Genomic DNA, 17925 nt, shown 5'->3' on the forward strand with positions numbered 1-17925 from the left:
TGGCTGGGTGTCAGTTCACCCGGAGATTACGCCGCCTTCAAATTTCCACCACTTCCGAGACACGACCCGAACAGCGTGGGGCACGCGCTCTACTTCCGCGACGTGGCGGGCGCCACGATCACCGGCAACCATGTCTCGGAAGGCAAATACACCCTCAACCTCTTCTCCGTGTCGGACTTCACCATCACGGACAATGTCTTTGAACGCGCGGGCGCCGACCTGATCCAGATCAGCCGCAACAGCTACAACGGCCTGATCGAGAACAACGTCCTGTGGGATACCGTGGCGGCCACGCCCGACATCCACCCCGACCTCATCCAGATCTACGGCTATGACGGCATGACCCCGCATGACATCATCATCCGGGGCAACTACCTTTACGACGATCCGGCGACCGGCCTGATCATCGCGCAGGGCATCTTCCTGTCCGGCCCGCAGGAGACCGGGTTCCGCAACATCCTGATCGAGGACAACCTCGTCTCCGTCCGCAGCCCGAACACGATCTATATCGACGGCGGGCAGGAGAACGTCTTCATTCTGAACAACTCCCTCATCGCCGGGCCGGAGGTCTTCAAGGGCGGCGTGATCCGCCTGACCCTCAAGAATGGCTTCGACAATTCCGGTGTGACGGTGGAGGGCAACCTCGCCAGTTCCATCCTGGACGAAACCAAATCCTCCACCATCGGGGAGAACTATCTCTACAAGGGCTACAAGGCCGCCGCGGAGCTTTTTCAGGGGGCGGGCGGCGACTGGCGGGATTTCCTTCTGCGCGATCCCGACGGGCCCGCCGCCGGTTTCGGTGCGCTCGACAAGCTGGCGGAACTTCTGGCCGGGGAAGGGATCACGTCCCCGCCCTGGGACCTTCCGGGGGACCTTCCGGGGGAGCTGCTGGCAGCCCTCCGGCTTGCGGGGCTGCGCGATCTCGACCTGTCGGGCAACCTCGTGCTGCCGGAGAAGCTGGCCCAGCGGCTGGACCCGGTCACGGCCATTGCGCATGACCCCGCCCTCGCCCTGCCAGAGGCGACCATCGCCTTCGGCTTCAGCGCCGACCGCGTCGACGGCAACCGCGCGCTCTTCTCCAAGGATGCCGAAGGCACCGGCCACGGCCTTGGCGCCTGGATCAGCGGCGGCACCCTGCACATCGCCTTCGAGGATGGCCGCACCACCGCCATGATCCGACACGAGGGCATAGAGGCCGGGACCGGCCACGCCCTGCAGATCGCCTTCGGCGGCGGCATCGGGCAGGTCTGGCTCGACAATGCGCTCATCGGTCAGGTGCAGACCGGCATCGACTGGCAGCACAACTCCGAGGCCCTGATCGTCGGGGCCGACAATTCCCGCAGCACCGCCGGAACCCAGGATGCGCTGCGATGGGCCTTCGACGGCGCGATCTCCGACTTCGCCGTCTATGACCGCGGCCTCTCCCCCGCAGAACTCGCCGATGTGCTGGGCGCAGAAATCCCCGTCTCCCCCGGCTCCGGCGCCGGCCCCGCCCTCCGGCTTGCGGGGCTGCGCGATCTCGATCTGTCGGGCAACCTCGTGCTGCCGGAGAAGCTGGCCCAGCGGCTGGACCCGGTCACGGCCATTGCGCATGACCCCGCCCTCGCCCTGCCAGAGGCGACCATCGCCTTCGGCTTCAGCGCCGACCGCGTCGACGGCAATCGCGCGCTCTTCTCCAAGGATGCCGAAGGCACCGGCCACGGCCTTGGCGCCTGGATCAGCGGCGGCACCCTGCACATCGCCTTCGAGGATGGCCGCACCACCGCCATGATCCGCCACGAAGGCATAGAGGCCGGAACCGGCCACGCCCTGCAGATCGCCTTCGGCGGCGGCATCGGGCAGGTCTGGCTCGACAATGCGCTCATCGGTCAGGTGCAGACCGGCATCGACTGGCAGCAGAACTCCGAGGCCCTGATCGTCGGGGCCGACAATTCCCGCAGCACCGCCGGAACTCAGGATGCGCTGCGATGGGCCTTCGACGGCGCGATCTCCGGCTTCGCCGTCTATGACCGCGGCCTTTCTCCCGCAGAACTCGCCGATGTGCTGGGCGCGGAGGCGCATCTGCTGCTCTGACGTCGCACGATCTCGCGATAGGCGAAACACTCATCCTCATTCGCCTTGAAAGCGAGTGAGGCTGCGTCATAAAGGCCGGGAAAGGAGCCTGTTTTCATGACACCCTCCGCCTTCATGACGCCTTCCGCCTTTCTGCGCCGCTTCCGCCGGTGTCTTGCACTCGCGCTGCTCATGGGCCTTGCCGGGGGGGCTTCGCTCTCCGCCGCCTCCCCCTATCCGCCGGTTCCGGCCGTCGATCCCGGCGCTCCCGGCGGATCGGTCCGCTTCCCGGAAGGAAACTGGACATCCGACCGGGCGGGGCGCGGCCTGCTGCTTCAGCCCGGGCAGGGCATCGCCCTGGCCGGATCGGGGCGTCCGCAGGCGATCTTCGCCCTTCTGCGCCTGCCGCTCGACAAGCGCGACGGACGGCTGACGAAGGGGATCATGGGCCATGCGGGCAAGGGCGGGAACCGGTTCCGGCTGGGCCTGGGCAATCCCGGACATTCCGTCCCCGAACTCCGCAACCGTTTCACCGCCTCCCAGATGGGAGGGCGGGGCAGCGCCGTGGACCTGGCAAGCGCCCTCTGGGACGAGGAGGCGGCCCTTGTCGTCTTCTGGCACGACGGGGCGGGCACATGGCAGATCGACTGGTATTCCCCCCGGACCGGCGACCGCCATCCCGGGCCACCCCTCACGGATACCGGGGTCACGGACAGCGGGGAGATCGCGCCTTTCAACATCGGCGGCTGGGGCAGCCTCACCGCTTTCGGGGGGCCGGCCAATCCGGGGCGTGACCCTTTGTGGGACGGGGAAATCGGCGCCGTCGGTATCGTCACCGGGCCGCTTCCCCCCCCGGAGGACTGGTCGCGCATCGCCCGCGGCGCGCCGTTCCGGGCCGTGCTGCCCGCCGCGGACCTCACCTTCCTGCGGGAATTCGACGGAACACCCGGCAGCCTCTCCCCCGCTCCGGGAGAGGGCACGGCGCCCACCGCCAGCGTGGCGGAAACCGCCGCCGCTCCCGAAGGGACGACTCCCGGCTCGACCCTCCGCCGCCAGTCGGAGACGGAATATGTCACCCTTGAGCAGAAATCGGCGGGGATGGTCTTCGGCCTGCACCGGGGAGAGCGCGCGAGAGACGTGCCCTTCTCGGGCGAGGCCTCCGGCCCGGTGGAGCTTCGCGTCATCGAGGCGGCCACGGGCAAGGTGGTGCAGGACTGGACCCCGATGGGACCGCTGCAGGGCAACCGCTGGTCGGGGAGCCTGCCGCTTCCCGAAAGCGAGGCCGGCTGGCTCTTTGCCGATGCGCGGCTGGCGGAAGCGCCCGGGGTGATCGCCCATGCACGCAGCGAATTCGGCGTGGGCTACAAGTTCCTCGTCATGGGACAGAGCCAGACGTCCTATCCGCTCGACAACACGACCCGGCGGCTCACCCCCGACGCGCCCATGTCAGGCTCCGTGGCCCGGCTCCTTGCGCTGGGAGCGCGGGAGGAGCTGGGCGATGCGGCGCGCCGGCCCGTCATGGGCCGGATCGGGGCCGGCCCGCAGGCGGGGGGCGACGGGGTCGTCGCCTTCCTGAACCAGTTCCGCCGCCTGAAACCCGGCACCCCTTTCATGCTGATCGACGAGGCCGTGGGCGGCACCTCCATGGCACGGCTGCTCGGAGGGGAAACCACCCGGGCCGACCGGCAATGGGCCGACATCACCGACAAGCTGGATCTCTGGGGACGGGATGTGACGGCGGTGCTGTGGAACTGGCTGATGAACGAGGGCGCGATGAACGGCAAGAACGTGGCGCCGCTCATGTCGGCGATGTTCCTGCCCGGTCACGCAGGCGACATGGCCCATTCGCTGACGGCCGAGCTGGAGCCGGGCTGGACGCTCGGCGTGCTGGCCAGCGACCGGGAAAGCCGCGTCAACGGGCGGGAGGGGATGCGCGCGGCCCGCGCGGCCTTTGCCCAGCAGCATGGCTTCACGCTGGGGCCGGTCGTTTCGGACTACCGGATCGGCGACAGCGGCGGGGCGCATCCTCCGGCGCAGTTCGACACTCCCGAACAGGGCCGTTACGGCCCGCCGGAGACATTCGACCATGGCAGCGCCCGCTTCATGCAGCGGCTGGCGGTGATGGCGCTCCAGACGATTGGCGAGATCCCGGATACCGCCGTGCACCCCCATTACGCCAATGCCCGCCTGACCAGGGACCGGAGACATATCCTCATCGATGTGGTGGCGGTGAACGGGGGCCGGATCTACAGCCCCGCGCCTACTGCGCTCCGCTCCTGGTATGTGAAGGAGCCAGGGAAGGACGCGGCCTTCGTTCCCACCATCGCGCTGGGGGCGATCGCCGAACTCGACACCTCCGTCACCCCCCCGCAGGTCAGGATCACACGGGCCACCGGGCTCTGGCCCGTCGGCACGCTCGTCCGCCGCATGGACGACGGCGAGAAGCGCCCCGACAAGGATGGCGCGGCCGAAGATGCGATCCACGCAGGCGGCATCTATGAAAGCTGGTCACAGGATCCGTTCGGCTTCGGATTTCCCGTGGTCGGCATGAAGGACGGCAAGGGCCGCTGGCGTCCGCTGTTCGAGATGCGTCTCGCAGCCCCCTGATGCCAGCCGGGGCGCTGACGCAATCTCCGACGCATCCGGGCTCCGGCGAACCAGGCTCTGACGCATCCCGGGCCGGAGGCTCCGGCGACAGGCCCGTGGCGTTGTGCCGGTCGCCCAAGGGCCGATCACGGTGCAGAACCGCCGCCTGCCTCAGGCAGCGCAGGCATCCCCCGGCACGCTTCCCCGGTGCGCTTCCGGGGCATGTTTCTCATGGCCGCGTCGCAGCAGGGAGGAGGCCAGCACAGTCGGGGGCCGTCCGCTTATCGGCGCCCCCTGCCGGTTCAGCCCTTGGCGCCCTGACCGCGGGCATAGACATCGTCGTAGCGGATGATGTCGTCCTCGCCGAGATAGGAGCCGGTCTGCACCTCGATCAGTACCATCGGCACCTTGCCGGGGTTCTCCATCCGGTGCACTGCGCCCAGCGGGATGTAGACCGACTGGTTCTCCGTCACCAGCTTCACCTCGTTGTCGACCGTCACCTGTGCCGTGCCGGAGACGACGATCCAGTGTTCGGAGCGGTGGAAATGGCTCTGCAGCGAAAGCGCCGCGCCGGGATGGACCACGATCCGCTTCACCTGGAAGCGGTCGCCCAGAACCAGCGTCTCGAACCAGCCCCAGGGGCGGTGGTCGCGCGGGAAGCTCTCGGCCTGCTTGGCGCCCTTTTTCTTCAGCGCGGCCACGGCCTGCTTGACCTCCTGCGCGCGGGAGCGGTCGGCGACCAGCACCGCGTCCTGCATGGAGACGACGATCGTGTCCTTGAGCCCGATGCCCACCAGTTCGAGCCCCTGCGTCTCGGACCGCAGCAGCGTGTTCTCGCAGTCGATGGCGAGCGCGTCGCCCCCGGTAGCGACGCCCGCCGCATCCGGCCCCATCTCGCGCCAGACCGCGTCCCAGCCGCCCAGATCCGACCAGCCGGCCGCAAAGGGCACCACGGTCAGGTTCTGCGCCTTCTCCATCACCGCATAGTCGATGGAGATGTCGGGCGCGTCGCCGAAATCTTCCGGTCCCAGCCGCAGGAAGGCAAGGTCGGTCTTCGCGCCCTCAAGTGCCGCGCGCACCGGGGCGAGCACGGCGGGGGCATGGGCCTCGAAAGCCGCGATCAGCGTGGCGGGGGTGAACAGGAAGATGCCCGCGTTCCACAGGAAGTTGCCCGCGGCCAGCATTTCCTCTGCCCGTTCGCGGCCCGGCTTCTCGACGAAGCGGGAGAGCGCCACGGGCGCCTCGGCTGAACTTTCGGCCAGTTCGAGCCAGCCGTAACCCGTCTCGGCATGGGTGGGCCGGATCCCAAAGGTGACGAGCTGCCCCGCCCGCGCCGGCTCCATCCCGCGGGCCACGGCGGCGGTGAAGGCCTTCGCATCCGGGATCACATGGTCCGAGGGGGCCACCAGCATCGGCTGATCGGGGTCGGTTCTGGCCAGCCAGAGCGCGGCGGCCAGAATGGCGGGGGCGGTGTTGCGCGCCGCCGGTTCGATCAGGATGGCGCGCGGCTTCACGCCGATCGCATCCATCTGCTCGGTGACGATGAAGCGGAAGTCGGATCCCGTGACCACCACGGGGGGCGTGAACTCCGTTCCCGAAAGACGGGTCACCGAAGCCTGAAAGAGCGATGTCTCCCCGATCAGGGGGGCGAACTGCTTGGGGAACGACTTGCGCGACAAGGGCCACAGACGCGTGCCGGAACCACCACAGAGCAGGACGGGAGTGATCATGCAGAAACCCTTGATCGGAATGAGGCCAGCCGGAAAGGCAAGCGGCAGGAAGAGGGGCCGGGCCGGAATACGACTTGGCCAGGTCATTGCGTCCTAGCGGTCAGTATTGCGAGGGGCCGGCTTTTCGAGGCGAAGGTCGCACAGTCATGCGGTAGCGCGGCCATAATGGCAAGGCGGGGGAAAGCGTCCAGCAGACCCTGTGATGACGGGCCCCCGAAGGCATGCTGGCCCGCGTCACACAACCCCGCGCCACGCCCCTTGAAGGACGCCCCCTGAAGCACACCGACCCGTAAGTCACGCAGGCGGCCTGACGGCGGCGATCCGGCGCTGACCCACGACCTTGGCCGGCGCACCGACCGCAATGGCCCAGTCGGGGATGTCGCCGGTGACAACGGAACCTGCCCCCACCACCGCACCCTTGCCGATCCGGGCGCCCGGCAGGATGATCGCATAGGCGCCGATCCAGGCATCATCGCCTATGAAAATCTCCTTTTCGTCCATGGCATTGGACCGCACGGGCTGGCCATCGTTGAAACGGTAGTTCGCGGCCGTCAGCATGACCCGCGGGCCGAAGGTCACGTCGTCTCCGATGACCACACGCCCCTTCTCCGAGGGGCCGGCCCAGAGAAAGGTGCCGGAGCCGAGATGCAGCACCTTTCCGGCGGTGATGTTCTCGGGATTGGCAATGGAGGCGTTCGGCGCGATCTCGGGACGCGGGCCGATCCGCCCCCGCAGGGTCCGCATGGGCGTGACATGGGTGTAGTTGTAGTAATTGACCACCTTCAGCATATGCACCCAGGCGCGCGGATCGAAGGTGCTCAGGATGAGGCGCAGAAGGCGCTTCGGTTTCGAGGTGCGCTTCTTGTGGGCACCCTGGGAAGAAGAGGAGCTGTTGTCTGCCGGCACTGGGTCGGTTCCTTCATCCTGCCGGTCTGGATGTCCGGCCTCTTTCTGAATATCAGGCTGCCGCACAAGATCAATCGCCACAACTACAGGTGGCGGATACAGGCTGTCCCGACAACACCCCATGGGAAAAGCGCCGCCTTCTTCGGCAGTTCACGGCCATGCCTGCCCTGCAGCGTGGCTTCGACCGGCGATTTCCAGGCCGCGCGAATGAGGCCGGCCTATCCCACCCCGGATCCTTCTTTGGCAGGTGCGGTCAGGTATTGCCTGCTGGCGCAAAAGGCGCTCTCATGATAGATAGAAGCCGGGCCTGTCCCCCGACCTGCCCGACAGCCGTCCGGCGGTTTTCGGGCGGGACTGGACCGGACTGGGCCGGACTCCTCAGGACCGCAAGGATGGCGTGCAGGACGTGAAATTCAGCGGAAACAGAGCGGTATCCGCGCAGCACGACAGAGGCTCCGGCCCCCGCAGGGGCCGAGGTCAGGCACGAACGATGGCGCGGACGGGCGCCCCTCACGGGGCACCGGTATTACGGCAACCGGGGCTTCGGGAAGCTGTCTTGGCAAAGGTGATCGGAAAATGATGGCGGTCGTTTCACTTCTGCTTGCAGGGCTTGTGATTGTGTTCATCACCTCGCTCACCAAATTCGAGCGACAGGACAAGATAGCCACCATCTGGCTGCTCATCGCCTTTGTCATAGGGGGCCTCATGATGGGCCCGGACGCCAGTGCATATCGGCCTGAGAATTCGGTCTGTGGACGGGGCTGTCCGCCCGAATTGCGGGGCAGGATACTGATCGATCTCTGACGCCTATCGTTCCGATACTGTCAGGACCGGGTTCTGCCGCTTTAAAACCGCAGACCCGTCAAACCCGCCGGCCTTATCTGCCGGAAGGAATGCGAATATATCACTTGCGGCAACCGCATCGGCCCCATTCCCCTGGGAACAGGCATTGCTTGGTTCGTCCCCTGAAATGATCCCCCAGAATACCGCTGCATCATGGGGGAACCGCTTCAGACGAGAATGAGGGGATGGGCGTCGATATAGGCCGCCAGCTCCTGTGGCGTCATGCTTTCGTCCACGACCAGAACCCCGTTGAGCGCGCCGAAATATGCCCCGTGCATCGCAGAGGTCGTCCCGGCCGCACTGTTGGAGTTCAATGCTCCCAGAATGAGGCTGTCGGAATTGTCGGTCCAGTCCATATTGGTCTCGACCTGGCCGAGATGCGTGTTGTTCACCCACACATCCGCGACACCATTTCCAAAGCTCGCCACGACGGAATAATCCTTGTAGCGTTCGATGCCTTCGTACCGGAGCGCTTGCGTGCCGTCGTCATCCTCGAATTTGACGACGAGGCTGCCGTTGCTGATGGCGATGTGGAATCCATCCCCCAGCCCGGTGGAATCCCGTGAGACGAGGCCCCTTCCGCCATTGACCAGTTCGGGACGGAAGTTCAGCGCCACTGTTCCTTCCGTCGTGGAGAACTTGTCATCCGTCTCGGTGACGATGGCATCCCTCACCGTGTTTTTGAAGTCGGTGATCCCGCCGTGATAAAATACCGTATGCGAGGTGTCCTTGGCCGCCTCCACCGCCGCGAGATAGCTTTCCCGCGCATCGACATGGGCCGAAAGCTGACTGTACGTCATTCCCTGGTCATAGATGCGCAGATCTCCGACGGTGCCTGAAAAGAACGACCTCGGCCCGTATTTTGAAAGCCCTCCATCGGCGCCGAGGATCAGATCGGAGCCGTTCTTGGACCAGTCCATCCCGGTCTCCACCTGCCCGATGGATCGGCCGTTCAGCCAGGCTGTCGCCTTGCCATCGTCAAAGGACATGACGAGATTGTAATCGGTTTTCGCGGCAATCCCGTCATGGACGATGGTCTTGATCCCGCTGTCATCCTCAAAGCGGAGGGTGAGCGTTCCGCTGTTCACCGTCGCCGAGAAACCATGATCGAGACCGGCGGAATCCTTTGACAGGATGGTGCGCGCTCCAGAGGCGGAATTGGCCGAGAAGGTCAGCGAAACCGTCGCCTCGTCGAGGTCGAGCGTGCCGCCGTCGGCGAAGCGGAACCAGGATTTGCTGTGCCCCTTGAGGCTGAGGTTATCCGTTTCCTCCATTACCAGACGTGTCACGCCGAAGTCGTTGTCCACGCCCGCCAGCAGTTCCTTCAGCCTTCCCTGAGCGCCGTAGCCGCTGCCAAAATCAATGGCCGATCCGGCGACAGGCAGGAAGCTCTTCCAGCCGATATACTGCGGGCTCTGGAAGATGTCGGTCTGATCGCCGGTGGCGTTGAACCACTTGCCGGTCCCGAAATTGTAGTTGTTCCAGGCCGTCGTCCCGTTCCCCTCGTCCCCGATGGCACGGGAGACGTTGCCGGTGACGCTGATGCCTTCGTTGTTCCAGCCGGCGAGACGGATATTGGCGCCGTTGCTCCACTGCGTGGCGATCATGGAATTGTCACGGATGACGAAATTCCCGTCCGCCCCGTTGATATAGATCGTGTTGATATGCTGCGTCCAGATAAGGTTCTGTTCGATCAGGATATCCTGGAACCCCGTGGCCCCCATCGGGCCGTTCATGAAGATGCCCTGAGGTCTCACCGATCCTGTGGAGAGATCGTCGTGCAGGATATTGCCGCGGATCGTGATGTCATGCGGCGTCGCCCCGTTCAGGCCGAACATCTGGATGAGATCGGGGTGGGTCGGCGGGCGGGCGACCGTATCGGAGATAAGGTTGTTCTCGACCACGACGTCATGGCTGTTTCCGACGATCCGAACCAGATCGGTGGTCACATCATGAATATAGTTGCCCCGGACAGACACATCGGAAGCCGCCTGCAGGACAAGGCCGAAGCTCCCCCCCCCAATCGTATTGCCGGAAATGTCCGCGCCTTGTGTGTCGCGAACGGTCAGGTTGGTGATGGTGGAATTTCTGACCGCTACATTGCTGGAATTATACCAGATCTGCAGTGAGTTGGAGACATCAAGGCCCTCGAAAGCCAGATTGCTGGCTCCGCGCACATCCATCTTGGAGAAGGTCGCTTTTCCCGGATTGAGCGCCGCAATTGTGACGGTACTGTCATACTCCGGAAGCTGCCCTTTCAAGCCACTGGAAAGGTAGAGATATCCATAATCTCCATCTTCCAGAAGGATCGTATCTCCGCCCTTCACGACACGAAGAGCCGAAAGCAAATCATCAACCGAATCTACAAGTTTGATCGCCATATCGTCTCCGCATGCTCCCGCAGCTCTACCTATGGTTGTATCAAACCATGGTGAACAACTTACGGTTTTATTTCCACAACAAAAATAATAAGCGAGACATGTTCTGCAATGCAGAATGGCTCATCTGCGGAAGATTGGGCAATATTTCGCGAAACGGTCACTCGGTAAGCGTTTTCTCGCGCATTGCTTTCCATCTTGTGGAACCCTTTTCATCGGGCTGTCCCACTGCCAAAGCGGGCATTCGGGATATTTCGCCAGTTTCGCCCGAGACTTGCATTAAGGCGCGTGATTCTCCGTACGGGAGAAAGATTAAGATTGCCTGTCTTCATGGAGACAGGCGGGAAGGAACACCGGATTCGGCGCGGCATCGGCAGGAGCGCCCGGAAAGCACCTGGAAAGTCCTGCTTTGGCCCAGGACGGCGGCTGAAATCCGCCCGCTGCAAGACGGCGGGCGGATTTCCGGGAATCAGCCAAAGGGCTGCCTGAGCGGGCGGCGCGCTCTCAGACACCGAATCCCTTCCTCACATGGGCGAAAGATCGCCAAGCCGGCGGGTTTCGTCTTTCTGCACGCGCATCAGGATTACCTCGGAGCATCCCGGTTATTGTATTCCTTTAGGAAACAATACTTTCAAACAGATTGCGCCAGAGACCGCTTTCATCCCGCATGCCCACCACGGGGAAGCCGAATCCCAGCGGATCCTGCGCCCAGGCCTCATAGAGGCCGCCCGCATGGATCGTATCCTCGGCCGCGCCATCGTTGTCGGCCCGCTTCTCACCATCGTCCATGCGCTGAACGACAACGCCCGGCGCCCAGGTCCCGGAGGCGCGGGTGATCTCCACCTGCGGCGGGCTGACAGAGGTATTGAGCACGGCCTGGGCGCCTTTCTCCCCCGTACTGACGAAGGAAAGATCGCCTTCCTCCTTCACATACCACGATCTGAGCGCAGTGGGCGCGGGGCTGTAGATCCGGCCCCCGGTCACCGCCACCACGTCGATGAGGATCTTCCTCCGATCGGCGCTGAACCGGGGATTGGCGTAGCAGGGATGCACTTCCACATCGGAAAGCCCGCCGATCGTCTGGAGCGCCATCACCCCCATGCGCTGCATGAAGCGGGGGATGCCGTGATCGAAGGTTTCGGGGGGCGTATAGCCCAGGATGCCGGGATTGGTGAACTGCTTGCCCGGATGCGGGCCGCCCGCATTCTCGATCCGGTAATCGGAAACGACCGGCCCCAGCGTGAAACCGTTGTCATGGGCAAAGGCGGTGCGGGCCGCGCGCATCCCCTCCCGCCCGATGATCCGGCTTTCCCGGTCGCCGCCCAGCACGCCGAGCGTCCAGCCCGGCTCCAGATCCCGCACCAGCGAATGGGCCATGTCGCCTGCGTGACCGGGCAGGAACATCGCCGACATGAGCGGCACGACATTGCTGCCGTTCATCGCACCCTCGTTCATCAGCCAGTTCCACAGCACCGCCGTCACATCCCGTCCCCAGAGGTCCAGCTTGTCGGTGATGTCGGCCCATTGCCGGTCGGTGGCCGTATCGACCTCTCCCGCCAGAAGCGCGCGCATGGAAGTGCCGGAGACCGCCTCGTTGAGGATCATGACCGGGGTCTTCGGCTTCAACCGGCGGAACTGGTTCAGGAAGGTCACGAAACCATCGCTCGGCGCATATCCCACGCCCGTGCCGATCCGCCCCATCACCGGACGCCGCGCCTCCGCGCCGAGGATCCGCCGCAGGCCGAGATTGACCAGCGTCGCGACAGAGCCGCTCATCGCCGCCCCCGGTTCCAGCGCGAGCCGTGTCGTCATGTTCACCATGGGCATCGCCGTCTGGCTCTGCCCCATGATCATGAACTTGTAGCCCACGCCGAATTCGCTGCGCGCATGGGCCACCACCTCGGGGGCGCCCACCAGCCGCGCATCGGCGAAAAGCCAGCCGTTCGCGCTTTCCGGCAGCGATACCCGCCCGCTCCAGATGCCGTTCTCCGGGGCCGCCGGAAGGGGCATCGGCACCCAGTCGCGGACGATCCTGCCGGTCTCCGCCTCGAACACGCGGATCTCCACCGGCCCGGAGGCGCGTCCCGCAAAGGGCACCGATGCCAGGGTCTCCCCCGGCTTCAGCCCGAAGACCATGCCCGCCGACCTCTGATCGAAGGTGACGAAGCGCGTGGCCGACTGTGGGCGGAGCGTCGATCCGGGAAGGAGCATCGTCCCCCCGGCAGAGGGGGAGGCATCGGCGACGGGCACCGCGGGCCGGGTCCGGTCTGCTGTGGCCCAGGCAGGGGCGGCAAGGCTGGCCGCCGTGCCGTCGAGCTCCCGTATCCAGCGGACGGCCGGGACCGGCAGCACATCCTGCGGACGGGCGCCGCGGGCCAGTGCGGCCCATTCCGCCGGGGCGACCGTGCCGTTCAGATAGCCGACGAGCGCAATTTCACCATCCCACAACTCCTCGACAAGCGGGTTCGTATCCGTGGCGAAGGCCGTCATGTTCTGCGCGCCCCCGACGGTAAAGCCCGACAGCGCCGCACCGGAGGGGTTCACCCCGGTGAGGCTGGAGACCTCCCCCGCATGGTGCGTCCCATCGAGGAGCGAGTACCAGTCCACCCCCCACCGGTCCGTCCCGTCATGCCAGAAGACGACCAGCGCCGCATCCTCCGTCCAGGGAGCGCTGCGCAGGTTCACGCTCGCGCCCCCCGCGCCGTACTGATAGCCCTGAAAGCGGTTGCGGGAGGCGGAGGAGGAGTTGTTCGGATTGCCATAGGCAAGCCGGATGCGGTTTCCGCCGCTGCCCTCGCGCCCCAGGATCGCCTTTGTATAAGGCCCGTCCCGCTTGTCCACCGGCAGGCGCACCATGGCGAAGAGCGCGGAGGGCGTGCCGGAGCCGGTAAAGACCTCACTCCAGCCCTGATGGAGCAGGCCCTTCCATCCGGTCAGGCCCGCCCGCCCGGCATGCATGTTCCAGTTGCCTTCGGGGAATTTCAGCGAGCCTCCCGCCGCCGCCAGCGGAACGGGCGGCACGTCCGGGTAGAATTCCGGCTCTGCGGGGGGAGTGACGCTTCTGCCGCCGCGACCGGCACCGATCAGGCGGGTAAGGGAGGTTCCGATATGGATCATGCCGTTCCGAGCCTCCGCTTCCCGTGCCGCGGGGTGGTTTTCCTCGGATATCCGCCTGCCGGGGTGATCCCCGGCCAGGGGGCGATTCGCTTCCGCTGCCGTCCCATTTCCATCTCCTGCCCAGATGCGGACCCCGGAAAACCGGGATCCGGTGCAATGAGCGGGCAAGCTACCTCTTCCGGGGTAAGCAAGGCGTTGGCAGGGCGTACGCTCCTCCCCCCGTTGCGGCAACGGCCTGCTCGAAGCGGCCCGGCAAGTCAGGAGAGACAGCACGGCGAACGGGATGTCTCTCTCTCCTCCCGTCACGAAAAGCCTGCTAATGCCGCACTGCAGCAACAGAATCGGCGCAGCGAAGGGGGACGGGGCAGATATGCCCCGGGACCCACCGGAGGGAAACCGCGGCAGGCTGCCCGCTGCGGAATGCAACCGGAAGGATGGAATGCGAGACAATTTTCCGGGCATTCCGCCCCCCGGAAACGGCTCGTTGCCGCCTATACAACCCTCTCAGGCGGAGAGGTGCCTTGTATACTTTGCCAAGTTTAGGCAGACTCAAGTCATTGTTTTTTGAGAGTGCCGCCCCCGTGTCAGGTTTCAGTCAAATCAGAACCCGCCTCTTCAAGATCCTCGTCAAAATCACCGAATTCAAATACCGCCACCTCTATGGCATGGATCTGGGAGAGCATGTCCGCATCTCGCGCGGTGCGCGGCTGGACCGGACCAACCCGAAGGGTGTGCATATCGGGGATTACACCGCGATTACGGGCGGTGCAGCAATTCTGACCCATGACTTCGTCACCCGCACGTGGAAGGACACTTACGTGGGCAGCAATTGCTTTCTGGGCTTCAACGCTATCATTCTTGCCGGAGTGAAGGTGGGGGATGGCTGCATCATCTCTCCCAACACCGTGGTTGTCCGCGATGTGCCGCCGAACAGCGTCGTGATGGGCAATCCGGGCAAGGTCGTGGAACAGAACATCGTCACCAGCAAATGGGGCATCCGTCTCGACAAGGGCAACGACAGCCCCGTCGCCCACTGATCTATCAACCGGCCGGACCTCCCCCGGCTTCCCAAGGAGAACAACATGAACGCCATCTTGGACAAGGATGCCGACCTGAATTCCGCCATCCGCAAGGTCTTCAATGACGTCTGGGACGTGGAAGTGCCGGGCCAGCCCGCGCCGGAGCTGAACGACGATACGGTCCTGCTGGAAAGCGGGCTGGACAGCCTGGGCTTCGCCATCTTCGTCTCCACCCTGGAGGAAGAGCTGGGCTACGACCCGTTCACCATCGCGGAGGATGCCTATTATCCCCGCACCTTCGGGGAATTCGTGGCCTTCTACGACAAGTACCGCCCCGCCGTCTGAGCGGGCGGGCAGGCTGGCGGATTGCCGGCTGCATGATTTCTGAACGGTTTGCCGGGGCAGTAATGGCCACACTCAGGGAACGGCTGGCGGCACGTCCGGGAACGGATGTGCTGATCCGGGAAAACGCGCGCGACATCACCGTCGCCGAGGCGCTGGCGGAGGGGCCGAAAGGGCTTCCGCCCTCGGCCCGCGTTCTGCTTTCCATCCACGACACAGGGGCGCTGGCGCGCACGCTCGTCGCGCTGGACGGGGGGGTGGAGGCGCTGCTGCTCGCCTCCTACAGCTTCTCGCCCGAAGTGGTCGAGGCGTTGGCGGGGGTGGCGGGGATCACCCATATCGTTACCGACCGGGAGGAGCTTCTCGCAGCACGGCCCGCTCCCTCCGCATTGGAAGACGCCGCACCGGAAGACGCCGTATCGGGCGGCGGCGCCAGACCAGCCGCTGCGGCGACCACGGGGCCATCCACGGGGGTGACCACTGGGCCAACTCTTGGGCTGACCGTCGGGACAACCGCCGCCGAGGCGTCCGAAACGGCGCAGGGGAGCAGGGCGAGCGCAGAAGCCGCTGCCCCCTCACCCGGAGCGGCAAGCGCCGAAGCGGCATCAGCGGTCAACGCAACCGCGACTGCCGCGGCTTCCGCCTTACAGTCCGGCTCCCCGCAATCTGGCTCCCCGCAATCTGGCTCTCCGCAGTCTGGCTCCCCGCAGTCTGAACCCCCACAGTCCGGCTCTACACAGTTCGACCCTACACAGTCTGAACCCCCAAAATCCGACCCTACACAGTCCGACCCTACACAGTCCGGCCACCCGCAATCGGCTCCGGCCGGCGCGGCTCCCGGCCGGAGCGGAGGCGCCCTCCCCACCCTCACCCCGGAGGCGGTGCGTGGCCCGGCAGGCGCCACAGCGCCCGTCGCCACAACCTGGCTCATGACCACTTCGGGTACGACCGGCGTGCCGAAGATCGTCACCCATAGCGTGGCCTCGCTCACCCGGTCCGTTCGGGGAACGCGGCCGGAGGCTCTGCCGGTCTGGGGGCTGCTCTACGACATGACCCGCTTTGCCGGGATGCAGGTGGGGCTGCAGGCGATGACCGGCCACGGCACGCTGGCCGCGATCGACCGCGACGCCGCCCTTGGGGAGCAGGTCGCGGAGATGGCGGCGGCAGGTGTCACCCATCTCTCCGCCACACCGACGCTCTGGCGGCGGCTGCTCATGGCGCCGGGGGTGGAGGGGCTGCCCCTCCGCCAGATCACGCTGGGCGGCGAGATCGCCGAACAGCCGGTGCTGGATGCGATCCGCGCGCGGTTCCCCAAGGCCCGCGTCACCCATATCTATGCCTCGACCGAGATCGGCGTGGGCTTTGCCGTGAACGACGGCCGGGCGGGCTTCCCCGAAAGCTACCTCTCCGCCGAGGCCCCCGCCGGCCTTGCCATGCGGGTGGAGGAGGGGATGCTCTGGCTCCGCCCCCCCGAGGCGCACCGGACCCGCTATCTGGGGGACAACCAGCTCGACATGGATGCGGAGGGCTATGTCCGCACCGGCGACCAGGTGGAGATCCGCCCCGATACGGAGGGCGCGCGGGTGCATTTCCTCGGCCGCGACAGCGGTGTGGTGAATGTCGGCGGCGTGAAGGTCTATCCCGAACGGGTGGAGGCGGTGCTGACCGCCGATCCGCGGGTGAGCCTTGCCCAGGTCACGGCGAAATCCAGCCCGATCACCGGCAACCTGCTCGTCGCCACCATCGTCCCCGCCGACCCCGCCGCCGACCGCGCGGCGCTGAAGCGGGAGCTCATGGCCCATGCACAGGCCCATCTCGAACGGGAGGCCGTGCCCGCCATGTGGCGTTTCGCCGATCATCTGGAGACGAATGCCGCCGGCAAGATCGTCCGTTCCCAAGCAAAGGCCTGATCCCCCATGACGACCCCGCCGAACCTGAAGACCGTCATCGTCACCGGTGTCTCGCAAGGCCTGGGCCTTGCCATCGCCCGCCGGGTGGCGGCGGATCCGTCCTACCGGCTCGTCGGCCTGTCGCGGAAGCTGACCCCGGCCTATGAGGCGCTGATCGCCGAATACGGCGCGGACAAGGTGGAGTTCCACCCGTTCGACGTGAGCAATCTGGACGCGATCCCCCCCTTCATCCGCGAGACGGTGGACCGGCACGGGCCGATCTGGGGCGTGGTCAACAATGCCGGCATCGGCAAGGACGGGGTGCTCGCCACCCAGCACCTGACCGACATCCAGTACATGATCGACGTGAACCTCACCTCCGCCATCGTCTTCGCGAAATACGCCTCCCGCTCCATGCTCTCGGCGCGGGCGGGGCGGATCATCTCGATCTCCTCGATCATCGCCTCCACCGGGTTCAACGGGCTGGCCGCCTATGCGGCGACCAAGGCGGGGCTGGAGGGGTTCACCCGCTCGCTCTCGCGCGAACTCGGCAAGCGGGGGATCACGGTCAACTGCGTGGCGCCGGGCTACATGGTCACGGAGATGAGCCTCGGCATTCCGTCGGACAAGATGGACTCGATCAAGCGCCGCGCGCCGCTCGGCCTGCCCGATCCGGACGATGCGGCGGGCGCGGTGATGTATCTGCTCGGCCCCGACGGCGGCAAGGTCTCCGGCACCGTCATCACGGTGGACGGCGGCTCCACGGCCTGACGTTTCGCGCGCGAAACAGGGCGGCTCCGACTGCAGGCCCCAGGTTCCGGCACGGCGGCAGTCGTGCTCTGAGGAGCGGGACGCGGGATGCGTCCCCGCTGGCGGAGGGGTGCAACATCAGGCTGTCTGACGGGCGGTCGGGCAGGTCTTCCGCGGCAACGCCGCAGGGGACATGTCGTGACCGATAGTCGCGCGCGCGCCCGCTGACGGCGGCGGCGCGCGGCGATATGCTGGGCGGCGCGCCTGCCTTCCCCAAAAGGTCCGCCCTCAAAAGGTCCACTCCCGAAAGACC

The 17925-nt window shown here is 65.8% G+C and carries 12 protein-coding genes; 7 read left to right on the plus strand and 5 right to left on the minus strand.

Translation table 11 applies throughout. The annotated features are described in order from the left end of the window. A partial coding sequence (locus CDV49_RS17285) for a right-handed parallel beta-helix repeat-containing protein (protein ID WP_143413194.1) occupies positions 1-2073 on the plus strand: 2073 nt, incomplete at its 5' end. 96 nt (positions 2074-2169) lie between these two features. After that, positions 2170-4659 (plus strand): hypothetical protein, encoded by a 2490-nt coding sequence (locus CDV49_RS17290; protein WP_088216650.1) that lies wholly within the window; start codon positions 2170-2172, stop codon positions 4657-4659. Positions 4660-4940: 281 nt separating this feature from the next. Here the strand turns inward: CDV49_RS17290 and CDV49_RS17295 are convergent, their stop codons facing one another. After that, on the minus strand, positions 4941-6368 hold the full coding sequence (locus CDV49_RS17295) for a mannose-1-phosphate guanylyltransferase/mannose-6-phosphate isomerase (RefSeq protein ID WP_088216675.1): 1428 nt from the start codon (positions 6366-6368) through the stop codon (positions 4941-4943). 294 nt (positions 6369-6662) lie between these two features. Next, positions 6663-7274, minus strand: a complete 612-nt coding sequence (locus CDV49_RS17300) for an acyltransferase (protein WP_051911475.1) — start codon at positions 7272-7274, stop codon at positions 6663-6665. Positions 7275-7850: 576 nt separating this feature from the next. Here CDV49_RS17300 and CDV49_RS17305 point away from each other — a divergent pair. Further along, entirely contained in the window at positions 7851-8078 is a 228-nt protein-coding gene (locus CDV49_RS17305; protein WP_131389012.1) for a hypothetical protein, read from the plus strand. Between the two features lie 206 nt (positions 8079-8284). Here CDV49_RS17305 and CDV49_RS17310 read toward each other — a convergent pair whose 3' ends face one another. Both CDV49_RS17310 and CDV49_RS17315 read right to left on the minus strand, forming a co-directional pair. Next, complete coding sequence (locus tag CDV49_RS17310; RefSeq protein ID WP_035714972.1) at positions 8285-10498, minus strand: right-handed parallel beta-helix repeat-containing protein; 2214 nt, start codon at positions 10496-10498, stop codon at positions 8285-8287. 612 nt (positions 10499-11110) lie between these two features. Beyond that, the gene (locus tag CDV49_RS17315) at positions 11111-13612 is read right to left on the minus strand and encodes a hypothetical protein (protein WP_088216651.1); all 2502 of its coding nucleotides are present in this window, start codon (positions 13610-13612) and stop codon (positions 11111-11113) included. A 581-nt stretch (positions 13613-14193) separates the two neighbouring features. Between CDV49_RS17315 and CDV49_RS17320 the strand changes: the two genes are divergently transcribed. Continuing rightward, a complete protein-coding gene (locus CDV49_RS17320; protein ID WP_051911470.1) occupies positions 14194-14649 on the plus strand; it encodes an acyltransferase in 456 nt (151 codons plus the stop codon). 45 nt (positions 14650-14694) lie between these two features. Then, positions 14695-14976, plus strand: a complete 282-nt coding sequence (locus CDV49_RS17325) for an acyl carrier protein (protein ID WP_035714976.1) — start codon at positions 14695-14697, stop codon at positions 14974-14976. 641 nt (positions 14977-15617) lie between these two features. Here the strand turns inward: CDV49_RS17325 and CDV49_RS21130 are convergent. Further along, positions 15618-15947, minus strand: a complete 330-nt coding sequence (locus tag CDV49_RS21130; protein ID WP_373447815.1) for a pentapeptide repeat-containing protein — start codon at positions 15945-15947, stop codon at positions 15618-15620. Here CDV49_RS21130 and CDV49_RS21135 point away from each other — a divergent pair. Beyond that, positions 15855-16883, plus strand: a complete 1029-nt coding sequence (locus tag CDV49_RS21135; RefSeq protein WP_373447816.1) for an AMP-binding protein — start codon at positions 15855-15857, stop codon at positions 16881-16883. The two genes, CDV49_RS21130 and CDV49_RS21135, sit on opposite strands and share 93 nt — an antisense overlap. A gap of 6 nt (positions 16884-16889) precedes the next feature. Continuing rightward, a complete protein-coding gene (locus CDV49_RS17335; protein ID WP_035714978.1) occupies positions 16890-17633 on the plus strand; it encodes an SDR family NAD(P)-dependent oxidoreductase in 744 nt (247 codons plus the stop codon). Positions 17634-17925: the final 292 nt, after the last annotated feature.

It is taken from the genome of Haematobacter genomosp. 1 (assembly GCF_002196855.1).
Lineage (GTDB): Bacteria > Pseudomonadota > Alphaproteobacteria > Rhodobacterales > Rhodobacteraceae > Haematobacter.